Source organism: Hyphomicrobium zavarzinii ATCC 27496, assembly GCF_000383415.1.
GTDB lineage: Bacteria > Pseudomonadota > Alphaproteobacteria > Rhizobiales > Hyphomicrobiaceae > Hyphomicrobium_C > Hyphomicrobium_C zavarzinii.
Genome location: NZ_KB911262.1, coordinates 22,247 through 41,159 on the forward strand (window position 1 = coordinate 22,247; position 18,913 = coordinate 41,159).

At 59.8% G+C, this 18,913-nt stretch carries 17 protein-coding genes; 13 read left to right on the top strand and 4 right to left on the bottom strand.

Annotated elements, in window-relative coordinates:
* The first annotated feature begins 7 nt into the window (after positions 1-7).
* Genes F812_RS0118695 through F812_RS0118725 form a run of 7 tightly spaced genes read left to right on the top strand, consistent with a single transcriptional unit; the run spans position 8 to position 8,847 of the window.
* Positions 8-3,742 (top strand): nitrate reductase subunit alpha, encoded by a 3,735-nt coding sequence (locus tag F812_RS0118695; RefSeq protein ID WP_020087507.1) that lies wholly within the window; start codon positions 8-10, stop codon positions 3,740-3,742.
* Positions 3,739-5,346: a nitrate reductase subunit beta gene (gene narH, locus F812_RS0118700; protein WP_020087508.1), complete on the top strand. Its 1,608-nt coding sequence runs from the start codon at positions 3,739-3,741 to the stop codon at positions 5,344-5,346. Before F812_RS0118695 ends, narH begins: the two co-directional genes overlap by 4 nt.
* Positions 5,346-6,008 carry a nitrate reductase molybdenum cofactor assembly chaperone gene (narJ, locus tag F812_RS24650; RefSeq protein WP_020087509.1) on the top strand — a complete coding sequence of 221 codons (663 nt, stop codon included), beginning with the start codon at positions 5,346-5,348 and terminating at the stop codon, positions 6,006-6,008. Before narH ends, narJ begins: the two co-directional genes overlap by 1 nt.
* Positions 6,001-6,723, top strand: a complete 723-nt coding sequence (narI, locus tag F812_RS0118710) for a respiratory nitrate reductase subunit gamma (protein WP_020087510.1) — start codon at positions 6,001-6,003, stop codon at positions 6,721-6,723. Before narJ ends, narI begins: the two co-directional genes overlap by 8 nt.
* A complete protein-coding gene (locus F812_RS0118715) occupies positions 6,723-7,271 on the top strand; it encodes a PAS domain-containing protein (RefSeq protein ID WP_020087511.1) in 549 nt (182 codons plus the stop codon). The genes narI and F812_RS0118715 overlap by 1 nt, the downstream gene beginning before the upstream one ends.
* 40 nt (positions 7,272-7,311) lie before the next feature.
* Positions 7,312-8,334, top strand: coding sequence for a methyl-accepting chemotaxis protein (locus tag F812_RS0118720; RefSeq protein WP_210162342.1), 1,023 nt, complete (start codon positions 7,312-7,314; stop codon positions 8,332-8,334).
* A gap of 27 nt (positions 8,335-8,361) precedes the next feature.
* A complete protein-coding gene (locus tag F812_RS0118725) occupies positions 8,362-8,847 on the top strand; it encodes a hypothetical protein (RefSeq protein WP_020087513.1) in 486 nt (161 codons plus the stop codon).
* A gap of 116 nt (positions 8,848-8,963) precedes the next feature.
* Here F812_RS0118725 and F812_RS0118730 read toward each other — a convergent pair whose 3' ends face one another.
* Positions 8,964-9,815 (bottom strand): hypothetical protein, encoded by an 852-nt coding sequence (locus tag F812_RS0118730; protein WP_020087514.1) that lies wholly within the window; start codon positions 9,813-9,815, stop codon positions 8,964-8,966.
* A gap of 165 nt (positions 9,816-9,980) precedes the next feature.
* Between F812_RS0118730 and F812_RS26650 the strand changes: the two genes are divergently transcribed.
* The 3 genes from F812_RS26650 to F812_RS0118740 all read left to right on the top strand — a co-directional run bounded on the left by F812_RS26650 (position 9,981) and on the right by F812_RS0118740 (position 13,554).
* On the top strand, positions 9,981-10,403 hold the full coding sequence (locus F812_RS26650) for a hypothetical protein (protein WP_156827530.1): 423 nt from the start codon (positions 9,981-9,983) through the stop codon (positions 10,401-10,403).
* 441 nt (positions 10,404-10,844) lie between these two features.
* Positions 10,845-12,854, top strand: coding sequence for a ribonucleoside triphosphate reductase (locus tag F812_RS0118735; protein ID WP_020087515.1), 2,010 nt, complete (start codon positions 10,845-10,847; stop codon positions 12,852-12,854).
* A 1-nt stretch (position 12,855) separates the two neighbouring features.
* Positions 12,856-13,554 (top strand): anaerobic ribonucleoside-triphosphate reductase activating protein, encoded by a 699-nt coding sequence (locus F812_RS0118740; RefSeq protein WP_020087516.1) that lies wholly within the window; start codon positions 12,856-12,858, stop codon positions 13,552-13,554.
* Positions 13,555-13,572: 18 nt separating this feature from the next.
* Here the strand turns inward: F812_RS0118740 and F812_RS27170 are convergent, their stop codons facing one another.
* Positions 13,573-14,274 carry an NnrS family protein gene (locus F812_RS27170; RefSeq protein WP_280647624.1) on the bottom strand — a complete coding sequence of 234 codons (702 nt, stop codon included), beginning with the start codon at positions 14,272-14,274 and terminating at the stop codon, positions 13,573-13,575.
* A complete protein-coding gene (locus F812_RS27175) occupies positions 14,271-14,774 on the bottom strand; it encodes an NnrS family protein (RefSeq protein ID WP_051113881.1) in 504 nt (167 codons plus the stop codon). The genes F812_RS27170 and F812_RS27175 overlap by 4 nt, the downstream gene beginning before the upstream one ends.
* 419 nt (positions 14,775-15,193) lie before the next feature.
* Here F812_RS27175 and F812_RS26175 point away from each other — a divergent pair, with 419 nt between their 5' ends.
* Entirely contained in the window at positions 15,194-15,886 is a 693-nt protein-coding gene (locus F812_RS26175; RefSeq protein ID WP_083929258.1) for an SOS response-associated peptidase, read from the top strand.
* A gap of 189 nt (positions 15,887-16,075) precedes the next feature.
* A complete protein-coding gene (locus tag F812_RS24665) occupies positions 16,076-16,444 on the top strand; it encodes an H-NS histone family protein (RefSeq protein WP_020087518.1) in 369 nt (122 codons plus the stop codon).
* Positions 16,445-16,512: 68 nt separating this feature from the next.
* Here F812_RS24665 and F812_RS0118760 read toward each other — a convergent pair whose 3' ends face one another.
* Positions 16,513-17,811, bottom strand: coding sequence for a type IV secretory system conjugative DNA transfer family protein (locus tag F812_RS0118760; RefSeq protein ID WP_020087519.1), 1,299 nt, complete (start codon positions 17,809-17,811; stop codon positions 16,513-16,515).
* Positions 17,812-18,497: 686 nt separating this feature from the next.
* Here F812_RS0118760 and F812_RS0118770 point away from each other — a divergent pair.
* Positions 18,498-18,908, top strand: coding sequence for a DnaA N-terminal domain-containing protein (locus F812_RS0118770; protein ID WP_156827532.1), 411 nt, complete (start codon positions 18,498-18,500; stop codon positions 18,906-18,908).
* Positions 18,909-18,913: the final 5 nt, after the last annotated feature.

Below are 18,913 nucleotides of genomic sequence, written 5' to 3' on the forward strand. Positions count from 1 at the left end.
CAACAGTATGAGCTACCTCTTCGACAAACTGAGCCACTTCCACAAAAAACCGCAACCCTTCGCCGACGGCCACGGCGCCCTCACCGAGGAATCGCGCAAGTGGGAGCAGGCCTACCGTCAGCGGTGGCAGCACGACAAGATCGTGCGCAGCACCCACGGGGTGAACTGCACGGGCAGCTGCAGCTGGAAAATCTACGTAAAGAACGGGCTTGTCACGTGGGAAACCCAGCAGACCGATTACCCCCGCACGCGGGCAGACCTTCCCAATCACGAGCCTCGCGGTTGCGCGCGGGGCGCAAGCTACAGCTGGTACATCTACAGCGCCAACCGCCTGAAATACCCGCTGGTGCGCCGCGCCCTGTGGGAGCGCTGGCTGGCCATCCGCGAGATGCAACCTGACCCCGTGCTGGCATGGGCGGATTTGCAGGCCAAGCCACAGGAACGCCGCGCCTACCAGCTTGCACGCGGCCATGGCGGTTTCATCCGCGCGACGTGGGAGGGCGTGAACGAGCTCATCGCGGCGGCGAACATCTACACGGCGAAGAAATGGGGCCCCGACCGCGTGGTGGGGTTCTCGCCCATTCCGGCGATGAGCATGGTCAGCTACGCGGCGGGCGCGCGCTACCTGTCGCTGCTGGGCGGCGTGTGCATGAGTTTCTACGACTGGTATTGCGATCTTCCGCCCAGCAGCCCGCAAACCTGGGGCGAGCAGACCGACGTGCCGGAAAGCGCCGACTGGTTCAACGCCGGGCTGCTGATGATGTGGGGCAGCAACGTGCCGCAAACCCGCACGCCAGATGCGCACTTCCTGACCGAAGCCCGTTACAAGGGCACCACCACCATTGCGGTGTGTCCGGATTTCTCGGAAGCCAGCAAGCTGGCCGACGTATGGATGGCCCCCAAGCAGGGGACGGATGCCGCGCTCGCGATGGCCATGGGCCATGTCATTCTGAAAGAGCGCTATGTTGATAAGCAGGAGCCGTACTTCCAAAACTATGCGCGCGACTACACCGACATGCCCCTGCTGGTGATGCTCGAGGAGCGGAACGGCAAGCTGACGGCAGGGCGGTTTTTGCGCGCGGCCGATTTACCCGGCAACGCGGGCGAAACCAACAACCCGGATTGGAAGACGCTTGCTTTCTCGGAGAGTGGTAAAGAGCTCGTGGTGCCCAAGGGCAGCATCGGGTTCCGTTGGGGAGAAGAGGGCCAATGGCACCTGAAGCCGCAAAAGGGCAAGGCGCCGGTGCTGCGCCTCACCCTTCTCGACAAGAGGGATGAAGTGGCGACGGTGGCGTTCCCGTATTTCGGCAGCCGCGCGCACGAGCACTTCAACGGGACTGACCACGCGGAAATCCTCCTGCGGAAGGTTCCGGCCAAAAAACTGAAACTGAAGAAAGGCCATGCGCTGGTGGCAACGGTGCACGACCTGATGCTGGCGCACTACGGGGTGGACCGCGGCCTTGGCGATGCTTCGGCGGCCGAGAATTTTGACGATAACCAGCCCTACACGCCCGCTTGGCAGCAAGCCATCACCGGCGTAGAGCCAGATCTGGTCACGCGCGTCGCGCGCGCCTTTGCGGACAATTCAGCCAAAACCAACGGACGCAGCACCATCATCATCGGCGCGGCGATGAACCATTGGTACCACATGGACATGAACTACCGCGCCATCATCAATTTGTTGGTGATGTGCGGCTGTGTCGGCCAGCCCGGTGGCGGTTGGGCGCACTATGTGGGGCAAGAGAAACTCCGCCCGCAAACCGGGTGGGCGCCGCTGGCCTTCGGGGCGGATTGGTACCGCCCCGCGCGCCAGGTGAACAGCACCAGCTTCTGGTATGCCCACACCGACCAGTGGCGCTACGAGAAACTGGATTTGAAAGACATGCTCTCGCCGCTGGCCGATCCGAAGCAATGGGGCGGAAGCTTCATCGATTGCAACATCCGTGCGGAAAGCATGGGCTGGCTGCCCTCCGCACCGCAACTGGCCACCAATTCGCTGTCCTTGCTGAAGGCGATGCCGGCGGGGGAAACCGACGTGGCCAAATGGCTGGCGAAAAGCCTTTCAGAAGGCGACGTGGAGCTTTCGTGCATGGACCCGGACGCGGAACGCAACTGGCCGCGCAACCTGTTCGTGTGGCGCTCCAACCTGCTCGGCTCAAGCGGCAAGGGGCATGAATACTTCCTGAAGCATCTGCTGGGCACCCGCCACGGCGTGCTGGGCGAAGACATGGGAGCCGAGGGCAAACGCCGCAACAAACTGGCCGCATGGCACGAGAAGGCCCCGGAAGGGAAACTCGACCTGCTGGTGGCGCTCGATTTCCGCATGTCCACCACCTGCGTATACTCCGATATCGTGCTGCCAACGGCAAGCTGGTACGAGAAGCACGACCTCAACACCTCCGACATGCACCCGTTCATCCACCCGCTCAGCGCGGCGATAGACCCGGTGTGGGAAAGCCGCACCGATTACGCGATCTTCAAGGGCTTCGCGGAAAACGTCTCGCGCCTGTGCGACGGACATTTGGGCGAAGAGAAGGACGTGGTGCTCACGCCCATCCTGCACGATACCCCCGGCGAGCTTGCGCAGCCGTATGGGGTGTCCGAGTGGCTGGACGGAAAAACCGCCCCTGTGCCGGGCCGCACCATGGCCAACGTGGCGGTGGTGACGCGCGATTACCGCAAACTGTACGAACGCTTCACCACCATCGGCCCCTTGCTGGAGAAGGTGGGCAACGGCGGCAAGGGAATGAGCTGGAACACCACGCTGGAGATGGACCAGCTGCGCGCCCTCAATGGGAAAGCGGCCAACGGCCAGCCCAGCATGAAGAGCGATGTGGAGTTCTGCGAGGCCATTTTGCAGCTTGCTCCCGAAACCAATGGGGAAGTCGCGGTGAAGGCGTGGGCCTCGCTGGAAAAAGCCACCGGCCGCCATCACACGCACCTTGCCGAAGGCCGCCACCACGAGAAGCACCGTTTCCGCGATTTGCAGGCCCAGCCGCGCAAGATCATCTCGTCGCCCATCTGGAGCGGCATCGAGGATGAGAACGTCACGTACAACGCGGGCTATACCAACGTGCACGAGTTCATCCCGTGGCGCACGCTCACCGGCCGCCAGCAACTCTATCAAGACCATGCATGGCTGCGCGACTTCGGGGAGGGGCTTGTCTGCTACAAACCCCCGGTGGATTTGCAGGCGGTGAAGCCGGTGTTGGAGAAGGTTGAGGGAGGCAACCCCGCGCTGGTGCTCAACTTCCTCACCCCGCACCAGAAGTGGGGCATCCACAGCACCTATTCCGACAACCTGCTGATGCTGACGCTGTCGCGCGGCGGCCCGATCGTCTGGCTGTCCGAGGTGGATGCCGCCAAAGCCGGTATCGCGGATAACGACTGGATCGAGGCGCTGAACGTCAACGGGTCGCTGGTGGCGCGCGCGGTGGTCAGCCAGCGCGTCCCTGAGGGCATGACCATGATGTACCACGCGCAAGAGAAAATCGTGAACACCCCCGGCAGCCCCACCACAGGTCTCAGGGGCGGGATCCATAACTCCGTGACGCGCGTGGTGCTGAAACCCACGCACATGGTGGGCGGATGTGCGCAGCTTTCCTACGGGTTCAACTATTACGGCACGGTGGGCTGCAACCGCGATGAGTTCGTGGTGGTGCGGCGCCTGGACAAGGTGGACTGGCTGGAAGGCCCCGACACCCACGGCCATTCGCCCGAGAGCAACAGGAGGGTGGCATGATGAACGCGCCGCAAACGACAAAACGGCCCATCGGCAAGGTGCGCGCGCAGGTGGGCATGGTGCTGAATCTGGACAAGTGCATCGGCTGTCACACCTGCTCGGTGACGTGCAAGAACGTGTGGACCAGCCGTCCCGGTATGGAATACGCGTGGTTCAACAACGTGGAGACGAAACCCGGCCTCGGCTACCCGGACGATTGGGAGAATCAGGAGAAGTGGCGCGGCGGCTGGGTGCGCACATCGGGCGGCAAGCTGGTTCCCAAGCTGGGCGGAAAATTGGGTGTGCTGGCCAAAATATTCGGCAACCCGCACCTCCCGCAGATGAAGGATTACTACGAGCCCTTCACGTTCGATTACAACCACCTCCACACGGCGGGGCCAAGCGAGGCCTCGCCCACGGCGCGCCCGCGCTCGCTGGTGAGCGGCGAACGCATCGAGAAGATCGAGAAGGGCCCCAACTGGGAAGAGATTCTGGCGACCCCGTACGAGCGGCGCAAGAACGACCAGAACCTGCGTGATGTGGCCGAGAAGGAAATCCTCGGCCAGTTCGAGCAGACGTTCATGATGTACCTTCCGAGGCTGTGCGAGCACTGCCTTAACCCCGCCTGCGTGGCGGTGTGCCCGTCCGGCTCGGTCTACAAGCGCGAGGAAGACGGCATCGTCCTTGTCGATCAGGACAAGTGCCGCGGCTGGCGCATGTGCGTTTCGGGCTGCCCCTACAAGAAGATGTATTACAACTGGCACACCGGAAAAGCGGAGAAGTGCACGTTCTGCTACCCGCGCATCGAGGCGGGCCTGCCCACGGTCTGCTCGGAAACCTGCGTCGGGCGCATCCGCTATTTGGGCGTAATCCTGTACGACGCCGACCGCATCGCGGAAGCCGCCGCCACCGAGCATGAGAAGGATCTCTATCAGGCGCAGCTCGACGTGTTCCTCGATCCGAACGACCCCGACGTCATCGAAGCGGCGCGGCGCGATGGCATCCCCGACGGCTGGGTGGAGGCGGCGAAGAACTCGCCCGTCTACAAGCTCGCCGTGGAATGGAAGCTGGCATTGCCGCTGCACCCCGAATACCGCACCATGCCGATGGTCTGGTATGTGCCGCCGCTGTCGCCCATTCAGGCGGCGGCCACCAACGGGCTCATCCCCACCGATGGCCTGCTGCCGGATGTGAAAGCGCTGCGCATTCCCATGAAGTATTTGGCCAACCTGCTGACGGCGGGCGACGAGGCGCCGGTTGAACTGGCGCTGAAGCGCATGCTGGCCATGCGGCACTTCAAGCGGAAACAGACCGTAGACGGCGAGTATGCCGCGCATGTGCTGGAAACCGTGGGATTGGATGCGGAGATGGCGGAGCGGATGTACCAGCTCTTGGCCATCGCCAACTACGAAGACCGTTTCGTCATTCCCACCAGCCACAAGGAAGAGGTTCTCGCGGCCTACGATGAGAAGGGCGCCTGCGGCTTCAGCTTCGGCAACGGCTGCGCGGTGGGCGATACCAACCAGCACGGCGATGTCTACGAGGCTCCCCGCCGCGACAAGGTGCTGAGCGATTTGTTCGCCGGCCGCCGGACGCGGGTGGAAATCATGGGAGGGGATGTGTGATGCGCACGCTCCATGCCCTTGGATTGTTGTTGTCTTACCCCACCAACGAGCTTGTCGAAGTGATGCCCGAACTGCGCAACGTATTGCTTGCCGAAGAGTTTGTGAGGGCGGAAACGCTCACGACGCTCGAGCCTCTGTTCAAAACGGTGCGCGACGTCCCCCTGTTGGATTTGCAGGAAGACTACGTGTCGCTGTTCGACAGGCAGCCGGGCCTGTCGTTGCACCTGTTCGAGCACGTCTACGGCGAAAGCCGCGACCGCGGGCAGGCCTTGGCCGAACTGTCCGATCTCTATGCCTCCAGCGGCATGCTGGTCGCCAACGGGGAAACACCGGATTATCTCCCGGCCTTCGTGGAGTTCCTGGGCGCGCAACCCGAGAAGGAGGCGCGGCGCCTGCTGGGAGAGGTCGGGCATATCCTGCTGCTGCTCTCCCAACGGCTGGAACAGCGGCAAAGCCCTTACGGCGCGGTTATGCGCGCTTTAACCGGCCTTTGCGAGCCCCACCCGGAAGAGACACGCGTCGAAGAGGCTTCCCGCATCAACCCGGACGAGGCGCCGGATCTGGAGAAAAGCTGGGAAGAGCCTGAGGCGTTTCCCTCGCGGGCGTGCGGCAGCACTCTTGCGACGACGGACAACACAAGGAAAGCAAAGATGCGTGGCTGACGTCCATATTGCGGTACCCCTGCAAAACCCCGATGTGCTGCATTGGGTGCTGTTTCAGCTCTATCCCTATGTCGCGATCGTGGTGTGCGTTTTGGGGTGTCTCTTGAGGCTCGACCGGGAGCCCTACACGGTTCGCAGCAAGTCCAGCCAGTTCCTCGGGTATGACCGAACCTTCCTTATCGGCATCAACCTTTTCCACGTCGGCATCCTTTCCATTCTGGCCGGCCACTTTGTGGGCCTGCTGACGCCGCATTGGCTCTATTCCGCGGTTGGTCTCACGGCGGCGGTGAAACAACTCATCGCCATGGTGGCGGGCGGGTTCTTCGGCATCCTGTGCCTTGTTGGCTTGGTCATTCTGCTGTTGCGGCGGACGACGCATCCGGCCGTACGACGCACATCAAGCTTTGCCGACATCGCGCTGTTGGTGATGCTTTTGATCCAACTGCTGCTGGGGTTGGGGACGATCCCGGTTTCTGCGCAGCACCCGGACGGCTCCAGCATGCTGGCACTGGCCAACTGGGCGCAAAGCATTGCCTTCCTGCAGCCGGGCGCGGCGCACTATGTGCAACCGGAGGCCCTTATTTTCAAGGTGCACATCGTGCTGGGGCTCACGCTCATCATGCTGACCCCCTTCACGCGGCTCATCCACGTGGTGACCATGCCGGTGGGGTACGTGTTCAGGCGCTGGCAGATCGTAAGGGGAGGGCGGCGCTGATGGCACGGGTTCATTTCCGCGAGACGATGGCGCAGCTGACGGGTGTTGCACGGCCGTTCGGACAGAACGAGCTCATCGTCACCAAGACAGACCTCAAGGGGCATATCACCTACGCCAACGACGTGTTCATCCGCTTGGCGGGGTATCCCGAAGATCAGATCCTCGGTGCCCCGCATTGCCTTATCCGGCATCCGCACATGCCGCACGGTGTGTTCCGATTGCTGTGGGAGACGCTCGAGGCGGGGCGCGAGATCTTTGCTTTCGTCGTGAACCGGTCGGCGAACGGAGACCATTACTGGGTGCTGGCGCATGTGACGCCATCCTTCAATGCATCCGGGAAGATCACGGGCTACCACTCCAACCGGAGGGCCGTGGACGACAACATACGCAAAAACGTCATCGAGCCGCTCTACGCATCGATGCGCAATGCGGAAGCGAAGTATTCCAATCCGAAGGACAAGGCGGAAGCGGGGATATCGCTCCTCAAGACCATCCTCCAACAAAAAGAAACGACCTATGATGAGTTTGTCTTTTCACTCTGCAAATAGGATAGGGGAAGCGGTCTGCCTTTCAGGGCAGGCCCTTGTCGTGTCCTACATTGTTTGGCCGGACGTGGGTACCGGCACCGTCCTTTTGGGAGTGGCTCTGACGGCATCGGGCATTGTGGGCCTGGCATGGTCGACGGAACGCCATATGGCGATGTTTCGTAGGATTGCCGCAGATTGTCGGCGCCTGTGTTTGGGTGACTTCGAGGTTCGATTGACACGGCCATTGGGCCATCCGGAGCTGATGGAGCTGGCGAAAGCGGTCAACGACCATACCGATCATGTCGATGCCTTTGTCCGGGAAGCGTCCGCAAGCATGACTTGCGTGAGCGAGAGCAAGTATTTCCGGCGCATTCTCGCCAACGGCATGCAGGGCGATATCGGCCGCGGCGCCTTTATCATCAACAAGGCGACCGATGAGGTGGCCAAACGTGTGGAAAGCTTCACGGTCATTGCGGAAGAGCTTGAGAAGAAATTGGCCGAGGTAAGCCATGAGATGGAAGCGGCCATCAATTTATTGCAGCAGACGGCCCATGAAATGGTCTCCCATGCCAATGAGACCAAGAGGGAAGCGCAGGGCATAGCCGCATCTGCGGATGGCGTGCGTGACTGCATCAAATCGGCGGCGGGAAGCAGCCAGACGATTGGTGATGTTGTTAGCTTGATCCGTTCCATTGCGTCTCAGACCAATCTGCTTGCGCTGAATGCCGGGATTGAATCGGCACGCGCCGGAAACGTCGGGCGAGGTTTTGCGGTGGTGGCGAACGAGATCAAGCAGCTGGCCGAGAAGACCTCGAAATCCACGGAGAGCATTTCCGATAAGGTGTCGGTCTTGCATGGAGCGACCCAACAGATTTCAGAGGTTCTGATTGCCGAAGGAAAGGAAGGAGCAGTCGGACTCGCGGACCGGATTGGCGTGATTGGCTCACATATGGGCCGCATCCACGACGCATCCCAGCAGGTGATGAGCGCGGCTGAGGAATTGGGCCAATGCTCCAAGAACCAGCTCACTGAATTGCGGGCGCGCATGAGTGCCTTCATGCGGGAGCTTAAACAGCTTCAGTGACGAACGACCAATGGAAGATACTGATAGGTGATTTACAACAATGGAACCCGGAGGCTCGATGACCTTCTGGATGTCGGCGAATGCATCGAGGGCCGAGGCGTCAAGATGGTCGGATACAAGACGCTGCGGGATTTGAGGGTTATGTGCCATCTCGACGCCGATGGCATCGGCGTATTGCAAGGCGCGATCGAGCGCCGTGGAAATATGGTTCTTACATTGGGTAAGGAGGAAGGCTCAACCGAACCTTGGGCGGTTTACGCCTACGCGCCGTCACTGTTGATACCGTATTTGAAAAGCCAGTCCTCTATCCTCGCGCAAAACCAGTGGCCGGATAAGGCCGAAGGTTTCGTGAGAAGGCTTGCAGTGGATTGGGTCCCTTGGGGAACGCCGCTGCGGAAGGTGATCGACACGGCTTTTGGCAATTTCGATCATGAGAAATCGCGCCCTGACATCGTGGACCCGTCGATACCGCATGGGGTCACAGGCAGCTGGGGAGCAAGCCGCCACCGGTAGAGGGGGGATATGGTCAGCACCGCTTGAAATCTGGAGCGAGAAGCCCGGATGGCGCCGGCACTGCGGGTATCAGTGTTCAAAGAGTTTGATGCTGAGAAACACGGCCCCCTGCGCACTCATTTAAAGATTGGGGTCTCAAAGAACTCGTCAATCATGTCGTCAGGAACGTCATGATCGAGGAAGCGTTTGGCCAACATTGCTGCGGCGCCCAAGCTGCCGTCGGCTAAGCGGAATTCCACTGCATCAAATATGGGTTTGTCAAACTCGTACCCCGCCTTGAACCTTCCGCAAGTGGATCCATCCCGCATCGGCGTTCGATCCACGATATATCCCTCTTTCAGCGCGCAGACTTCCTTTGCCAAATCTCGCAAGCCAGCGTGGGTGGGTCTAAACCACCTGATTTGCAAATCCTTGATGCCATTCCGAATGCGCTCCCGTTGGCGCAATTCAGTTAAACCCCTAAAGGGTGGAAGCCACTCCTCGAACACCCCGTCACGGAGCATGTTGTCAGCCGAGATTCTGTTGCTGCCAAACGTTGCGGACAGGTAGAGGTCCGGCGACTCGTTTGCGAGCGAATCAAACAAACGCACCGCGTGCAGCTTCCGTTGGAGGGAGAAGCCCGTGGGAGGGCTGAGCATGGCGCCCGCTTCAAGGACAAACTTGACATCGATTGCGCCGCTTTGGTCGCACACGGGGACCAGATAGTCCTTGACCCCAGCTGCGGCGATGATTTCGACGGAGGAATCTTTTCTTGTGATTTCGCAAGTATACATTCTGCCGTATCTAATCATTTTAAATATATCCACCTCTGATACATCGGCCATCATGGGGGATTTATATTTCTTGTAGAAGTTATAAAGGCGTTGCACCTTCTTTACATCTTCTGACAGTGAGAATAATATATCGGATGAGCTCGAATCGTCCAAGATGTACGGCTGCGATCGGCAAATATTGGCGAAGTACATCATGTCGGTCCTGCTTTCCTTCCACCCCGTCAGGGCGCAAATTGTTGCGCAGAATCAATGGGGTCCGAGCAATGCAACCAATCAGTAACGGTCGCGTTGCATCATGCAATGGTCGGGGGTAACGTTCGGTCAGGGTGAGAGTGGGATAACAACTTACGAGAGGCACCAATGAGCAAAGACCCTCCGCGTCCCACCGAATATGCCAGGGACCCGGAACATACCGTGTTGGATCAGGGAACTGCGTTTTTGTCGACAGCTCTAACCGGGATTTCGGAAGTTTCTGGCTGGGATAAGTCAATTATTACTGCTTTGAAGACTTGGTGCGACGATCCTCGTCCAGCTGTCACGAGAAGAACGAGCAAGGAGCCAGACAAGTTTCCGGAACTCATCGACATATGTCGGCGCATTCCTGAATGTGGGCCTTTTTTTGTGAAGCAGCTTGAGATTAATCCTTCAACCCTTTGGCGTTGGTCAATGGGCCACAGTAGACCTGCATCCTATGTTGCAAATAGCGTTGTAAGCGATCTCATTGACATTATTTGCGAACGTTTAGAGCATCAGCGCGCCCTAGCTGCTGGACCTGAGATTTAATTGATACTCAATCCTTGGTAATTCCCCTTCCAGCAGTTGGTGCTCTGCCGGAGAAAAACGACAGTGATCGTGGCGTCGACGATTTCGACCTTGCCGGCTCATGGGGATGTTGTTTCTAAGTCAACCCGTATTGGCTGTCTTGTTCTCTGCAGCCACCCCAGCTTTTCGTAAGCTACGCACACTTACAAACGTCGCCGTGGGCACAAATCCATGTCGTCTTATCTATGTCGTCTCGCAGGCAAGCAGCTTTGCGAGGTGCATATTCGATTTCGAGAGAAGCGATTTGCAGCTGAGTGCCTGCCACGATAATGCCGCTTCCACTCCAATTCCCGCAATCGCTTTACGACAAATCCATTCTTGAGGTGTGTCAACTCGTCCAAACACCACATGTAGTGTTCTAACTCCGAACCAACAAACAAAATGTAGTAAGGAGTGCAGCCCATGGCGAAGGTAATTCCGCTGTCCGGTTTTCAACACAAACAAGAGCATGCCGGGGCTGCGGTGGCGGAAAGGCAAATCGTTCAGGCGCCGCGCCATGTGGTGTGCCAAAGCGCGGTGGATGAATACCTAAGCCAAAGCGACTGGCGCGTAAATGCCAACGCCAACGTGGGCTACAGCAATGCGGGGCTGGTCAGCAACCTGGCGGGCAAGGTGATCGCCAACTATTGGCTCGATCAGGTCTACAGCGCGGATGCGGGCGAAGCGCACCGCAATGCCGACCTCCACATCCACGATCTGGACTGCCTGACGGGATATTGCGCCGGGTGGAGCCTGCGCCAGGTGCTGAACGAGGGGTTCAACTGCGGGCACGGCCGCGTGGGCAGCCGGCCGCCACGGCACCTGCGCGAGGCGCTGGGGCAGATGGCCAACTTCCTCGGCATTTTACAATCGGAGTGGGCAGGCGCACAGGCCTTCAGCTCGTTCGACACTTACCTTGCGCCTTACGTGTTCTTTGATCGCTTGAGTTTCCGCGAGGTTAAAAAAGCCATCCGCCAGTTCGTCTACAATCTCAATGTTCCGTCGCGCTGGGGGCAAAGCCCGTTCACCAACATCACACTGGACATCACGGTGCCCGACGACCTTGCCAAGCAATGGCCCACCTACCGCGACAAACACCTGTTCGCCGAAACGGAGGACGCGGAGCTGCTGCAAAAGGCGAAAGAGCGCGATTTCACCATCTCTAGACTATCCGATATGCTCTACAGCCACTTTACGCCCGAGATGGAGCTCATCAACCTTGCCTATTACGAGGTGATGACCGAGGGCGACAGCCACGGCCAACCGTTCACGTTCCCCATCCCCACGGTGAACATCACGGAAAGCTTCGATTGGGAGAGCAAGGTCGCGGCCGCCATCTTCGATAATACGGCGAAGGTAGGCAGCAGCTATTTCCAGAACTTCGTGGGCAGCCAGTACCGGTTGGATGAGCAGGGCAACCGCGTCGTCAACCCGGACGCCTACCAACCCGGCGCGGTGCGCAGCATGTGCTGCCGCCTGCAGCTTGACCTGCGCGAGCTTCTCAAACGCGGCAACGGCCTGTTCGGAAGCGCCGAGATGACCGGCAGCATCGGCGTGGTGACGCTCAACATGGCGCGGCTTGGCAAACGCTTTGCCGGTAATCAGGCGGGGCTGCTGAAAGAGGTGGACCGGCTGATGGATGTTGCGCGCGACAGCCTCGAGGCCAAGCGGCGCTTCATCCAGCAGCAGTACGATCGCGGGCTGTTCCCTTACACCAAACGCTACCTGCGCGGGTTCATGAACCACTTCTCCACCATCGGCGTGAACGGCATGAATGAGATGCTGCTCAATGCGTCGCAGGGGCGCTTCGACATCACCACATCGGAAGGCTCGAAGATGGCCTCCGACGTGCTGGAGCACATGCGCGCGCGTTTGCGGGGCTATCAGGAGGAAACCGGCAACCTCTACAATCTGGAGGCCACGCCCGCCGAAGGCACCACCTACCGCTTCGCCAAAGAGGATGTGAAACGCTACCCGGACATCATCCAGGCCGGGCAGGGGGTGAACATCTATTACACCAACTCGTCGCAGATTCCCGTAGGCCATACCGATGACCCGTTCGAGGCGCTGGACCTGCAGGACGACCTGCAGGGCAAGTACACGGGAGGCACGGTGCTGCACCTGTACATGAGCGAACGCCTGCGCGACGGCGCCACCTGCCGCAAGCTGGTGCGCACGGTGCTCGAGAACTACCGCCTCCCGTATATCACCATTACGCCGGTGTTCAGCGTGTGCCAGGACCACGGGTATCTGGCGGGCGAACATCATGCCTGCCCCCACTGCGGGCAAGGTACGGAAGTGTGGACGCGGGTGATGGGCTACTACCGCCCGGTATCCAGCTTCAACCTGGGCAAAAAGGGCGAGCACCGCCAACGCCGCCACTTCACGGAAGACAAGGCGATGCAGGGTGGTTTGCACCTGAACGTGGCCTGACATGGCGGCGCGGGACGACATCGGGGTGTACGACATCACCCCGTTCACCCAGCTGGACTTTCCCGGCGAACTGGCCTGCATCGTGTGGTTTGCGGGGTGCAACCTGCGCTGCGCGTATTGCCATAACCCCGAGATGGTCCGTTCGGTGGGAGAAAAACCATGGCAAGAGGTGCTGGCCTTTCTGGAGGGCCGCCGAAATAAGCTCGGCGGCGTGGTGTTCTCGGGGGGAGAGGCGACGCTGCACCCGCATATTGTCCGCTTCGCGCGTAGCGTGAAGGCGCTGGGCTACCGTCTCAAGCTGGATACCAACGGCACCCGGCCGAAGGTGCTGAAGGCGCTGCTGGACGAAAACCTGCTCGACATGGTGGCGATGGATTACAAGGCCCCGCGCAACAAGTTCCGCAAGGTGACCCGCATGCGCGAAAGCCTGTGGGATAATTTCCAAAAAAGCCTGCGCATGATGGTGGCGGGCAACGTGCCGTTCGAGGTGCGCACCACGGTACACACCGACCTTCTGGACGTCGCCGACGTGGCGCAGATGCACGCCGACCTCGAGGCCTGCGGCTACCGTGGAAGCTATCATGTGCAGAACTACCGGCACGGCCCGACGCTTGGCGATATGACCCGCCAGGATGCGGTTCTACAGGTGGCGGCGCTCCCCGTGGGGCAGAAGGTCAGGGTGGAGTTCCGCAATTTCTGATGGGACAGGAAAGAGGCCCTAGTCGTGGAGGCCATCGGCTCTCGGGCGGGTCAGGATGGGAAGGTGGATTACGGAGAAGATGGCGAACGCGGCCGACCACGACCACCCGGCCCCGGCGACCGAAACGGTATAATCAATCCAACCCAATCCCCCCGCGATGCGCACAAGCACGGTAACCTGCAAAAGCGCGTACGCCGCCACCATGGGTTTGGAGGCGAGGATGGTGCGGCCGGTGTGGCCAAGGGCCACGCGGCTCATCATGGCGAGCGTCATGGTGCCGATTCCGCCGATGGTGAGCACATGCAGCGCGGGCCACTGAAGGGAAGGGTTCAGCAGCAGGGCATAACCGTAGACGGCCAGACCAAGGGCAATCCACGCATAACCCGCGTGCAGCACCAGAACGATGGGCATGCACAAAGCTTGGTGCCCATTCCAAGGAGCCATGCGGATGATATTGAGAACCCCGGCGGCAAGGGCAACCGCACCGGCAAGCTGCGTATCGGCCTGTCCGGCAAGGGCAAACAGCACAAGCATGGCAACGGCCCCGAGGGAAAGAACGTCAAGCGCGGGCCAGCTACGGGCAACAAAACCGATCCCCGCCACCTTCAACGCATTGCGCGTAAACAGCGGAATGATGCGCCCTGCAAACACGGCGATCATCTGGATGACGATGAAAATGGACGCCGTAAGGGCCTGCTGGGGGGTTAGCGGAAGGTCTATCCTGCCATGCCCGCATGGATGATGGTGTTCATCGCTGTGAGGAGGGCGATGAGGATGAAGAAAACGACATTGCGGGTGCTGTGGCCGCGGATGACGGCGGGCAGCAGGCTGAGGCCCAGCATCGGAAGGAAGAGGACGTCGATGGCGGCGGCTACGGTGGCAGAGCCGGGAAAATAGCCGTGCATGGCAAGTCTGCCTGCGGACCACACCGCAACCATGACAGCAAGCGGCCACGCGCGGATGGGCCGGGCCTTGGTCCAGTTGGGCACGGCGGTCAGCAGGAAACCGGCAACAACGGAGGCAACAAAACCAAACAGCATTTCGTGCCCGTGCCACGCGGCCATGTCATCCCAGATGTGCGGAGGCTCGGCGCCACGGACGTAAAAACAGATCCACGCGATGGCGCTCCAGGCGGCATACAGTCCCGCGGCAAGGAAGAACGGGCGGAAACCGATGGAGAAAAGGGGGAAGGGCCGTGCGGAGGGTGGGAAGGAACTCATGCCTTAGTGTGAGGTGACGGATTGGAGGGTGGGTTGAGCCAGGTCAATTTACTGCCGGTTTATAAGGAAACGGTGCAGGGTGTGCGGGAACGGTGGTGGCACCTGTTCCACCCTGACTTCCGCAGGCGGACGGCACGGCCGCTTTGAACGCCTGCCGCGCCGAGCTCCATCCTTGACCGAAATCCCGTGCAACAGCGCGCCCCCCTTCTCCTTACCGGCATGCCTTTACTTGATTGCGAGAAGAGCTTTGCTCATGGCTAAGGGGAAGGTGTCGCGAACGGTAGCATCGCTGATAATCATGCAGGTGGTGCAAAGGAGACCGTGCGGCAGACATCTCCTTCATCAGGCTTAGATGTTTCGATCTGACTTGAAACCTTGCGGTGGAGGCACCACGCTGTCGATGATCTCTTACTTGCTCGGTGAACCAAGGGGAGGGTGATATCTGTAACCTCTATGCGCAATCCCGCACGCGTCTTGCGGTGATGATGAAGTTTGGACTGAAAGAGAACCGGACATCCTGGTTTGAGCCCAAGTTCTCCATCTTTCCGGGCCATGCGGCGCCGGTTATCCGATTGGGCGACGGCGGCGAGCCTGAGCTTTTAGAAATGACCTGGGGTTTTGTGCGGAGGCCTCATGGAAGGGCTCCGGAAAGAACCGGGAATTGCCGTGACGACACCATCCGCACAAATCCGTTTTGGGTACCCTCGTTTCGTGAGAGGCGATGCTTGGTTCCGTTCAGCAGCTATTGCGAGCCGTTGGGGAAGCGGCCGGCGGACTGGGTCTGGCACTCACTGCGTTCCGAGACGGAAGAAAGGCCGCTGGGAGCCTTTGCGGGGATCTGGAGATCCTATAGCGGGCCTGTGAAAAAGGACGGGGACGATATCACGGAGAACGTCTTTGCGTTCATGACCTGTGGTCCGAACACGCTGGAGACGGCGGTGGCGCACGAACGCATGCCGGTTTTGCTCGACAAGGAAGAGCAGTTTGAAACGTGGTTGCGGGGAACGGAGGATGAGGCGCATGCGCTGGCCAATCCGTATCCGGCGGAGGGCATCAGGATTGTGCAGCGTGGGTCGTCACGCCAAGACCTTTTGGAAGTGGCGGAAGATTAAAAAGGCGCTTCTGCAACGTAAACGGCTTCCGCATTGTGGGAGTATTCTTTGAAAAATGGTCTTTGACGTGGTTAAGGGGGTGGGTTTACGGAAAAGACAGCCAGATATCGCCGGGAAGTTGCTGGAAAAGGTAAGCGAAGCTGCGTATATATCGATTAAGCCTATGAATTATTGAACAGAGGATTACCGATGGCGAAGGCGGCGCGTGGCATGGACCGGCGGGGGGTAAAAGACTGGTTTTCGGGTTTGACGTTTGAAGTCCAGCAGTCGGTGCTGCAGGACTTTTCTCAGCTTGTGGAGTTTTCGAAGTCGGAGCGTATTTCGGCGCTCGAGAAAGAGCTTGCCTCGCTGCGGGGTGCAGGCGGTTCTGTGAAGGGTGGAAGGGTGTCGAAGCCCTCTTCCAAGAAAGGCGTGTCGATTGCGCCCAAGTATAAGGATCCGGTCAGTGAAAACACCTGGGCCGGGCGTGGCATGCAACCCGTCTGGGTTCGGGAGTATCTGAAGAAGCGCGGGACGAAGCTTGATGACCTGCTGATTGATAAGAAGGGCGCCCGGTAGAGGCGTTCACGCGTTGTTTCGACGTAGCGGCGCCGCTGATACGGCGCCGCTTTCGTTTATGAGGTTGGCTACAGGGCGGGCAGCATTGGGCTCGAGAGGGCGTGTTGCACAGTGTGGAACGGATGTGGCGAGGCCAACCCCTTGAAGATCGGGTCGTTGAGGTAGCTGGCGCGCCGTGTGACGTCGAGTTCGTTGCCGGTGAAGAGCAATTGGTCGCTCTCTTGGAGGCCGTCCTTGGGTAGGGCGTTCCCCACGAAGTCGTGGAGCAGCTTCCGCGCGTGGGGGGCTTTCACGCCAAAAAACTGCTGGACCGAGCTGTTGTTGATGATGGAGTGCCAATCCTTTGAGTAGATGGACTGCAGCTGGGACAGGCACTGCCAGAAGGTCCACACCCTGACTCCATAGGCGCGCATCAGGGTCAGCGCGGCACGCAACTCCGTCATTTCCCCAAGCTGGGCTGCTTCATCGATCAGGAACAGCGTGGGTTGCGCAGGGGCGCGTCTCCGTCTTGAGATCGCAGTCAGCATGACCCCGAGCCAAAGGCGCAGAAGCCTGCTGTGCGTGACCAACTTGTCGGGCGGGATCACGAGGTAGATGGTGTGCATCGCCCCGGCCGTGATGTCGTCGAGAAGAATGGTGCTGTCCGTCAGGGAAAGATGGACGGCGGGAGATTTCATGAACGACAGGTGGGCGTTTGCCGTTGAGAAGATGCACGCGCGCGTGCGGTCGGACGCGAATTCGCCGGATGCGAGGATGGCGTGAAGGATTGCGGCGACCGGGCTCAACTGATCTTCGGGGGGGATGCCGGGCTTGAGGGGTAAATCGTAGACCGGCAATCCCTTGATGGTGTCCTGCACGTCCCGAAGGGTCGGGCGGCGCGAGGGAAGGTGTCTGAAGAGCTCACAGATGACCCTGGTGATGAGCGAAGACGCGCGTTCGTCCCAGTAGGGGGCCCGTTCATCGGTAAGGCGCTGCATGCAGAGCTGGGCGACCACCGCGGCGTTGTCCTCGAAGTCGTCGGCTTCCGGATCGATGAGATCCATGGGGTTGAGCGAATCCCCCATATCGTTTCCGGCGATGCAGAACGGATCGAGGCGGTAAACGATATGGCCCATGGCCCGGCGACGCTTCGCCGTGACCGCGTAGTTTTCGCCGCGCGGATCGACGACGATGGCTGGACCTTGCCAGGAGAGAAGCGCCGGGATTGCGCAGGAGACGCCCTTGCCGCTACCGGTGGGCGCGATGGTGAGAAGGTGCCCTTCGCGGGATCTGTCCCAGATGGGGGTGCTATTGCCGTCCGGGGTTCTCTCCCAGCCAAGCAAGAGACCGTTGAAAAGGGTATTGGAGGATTGCACCGAGGGTTTCATGGGGTTTATCCGAGTTTACGAGCTACGTATTCAAAACCCTGATGCTGGGTTTAGGTCAAAACTAAGGTGCCAACTTCGATAACCCGATAAAATGTTGCAGAACGGCGACAGGTGCCTTGCGGGATTTGGTTTGTATCGTTGGACGCCATCACGAACGGGTGTAGGAGAAGAGACCAACGAAAGGCACCGGATGGGGGCTCTCAAGGCTTCAGTGGACGACACGACAGCTCTGGGCTCACCCTGGTCACTTGCGGATTATCTTGCATGGCAACGCGCTCAGGATGAGCGGGATGCGTTTGAGCGCGAGGCTGCGAATGTTCATATCCTGCAACGGTTCGACCCAGAAACCGAAGCGGCTGTTCGGGCGCTCGAGGAGGGGTGGGGATTGACCTGTCAGGAGCGCGCGTAGCTCTACATATAAATTTGTAAGCCCGGGGGTAAGCAGCCCGGGTGATCGACTCCTGTAAGGCCGCGTCCCTTTCCTGGATATGCGGCCTATTATTTTGCCATGTCAGGACCGCTAACGTGGAGTTCGATACGTGATTGGTCCGGGTGACTGGACGTTTGCTAACCACCTCTGCGAGGGCCGCCGGTCATCCTACGGCGGCCATTTTTATAAATACTCTAGAACAGAAGATGATGTGTGCGACGCACGGTGTGTTTGGGAATCCAGAGTGGAGGATGGCGTGAGCGATGTATCTCGGCGGGGGTTGTTCTCGATAATGACGGGTTTAGGTGGCGTGGCTGTCATTGGAAGCAAGACGGTCATGGGCATGCCGGTTGCGCCGGCGTCTGCTTCGGCACCGGTCCTGAAGCCGTTCAATTGGGCGCGTCTGGAGCTGTTGAGGAGGGGGCTTGTGGGAGAGGTCGGTCCTGACAAATACGACAGCTGGTTCCCATCCGTCGAAGTGGAACGGTTGCAAGGTGGGGTTCTGACGGTTTCTGTGCCGGTGAAATTCCTGAAGACATGGATTGAGGCGCACTACATGACGTCTCTTGTGCGTGCGGCGCAGCGGGCTGATGCGTCCATTGAGAGGGTTGTGATCGAGCTCCGTGAGCCCTCTGCATCGTCGCCCAAGGGCTTGGGGCGTCTTTGAGGGCG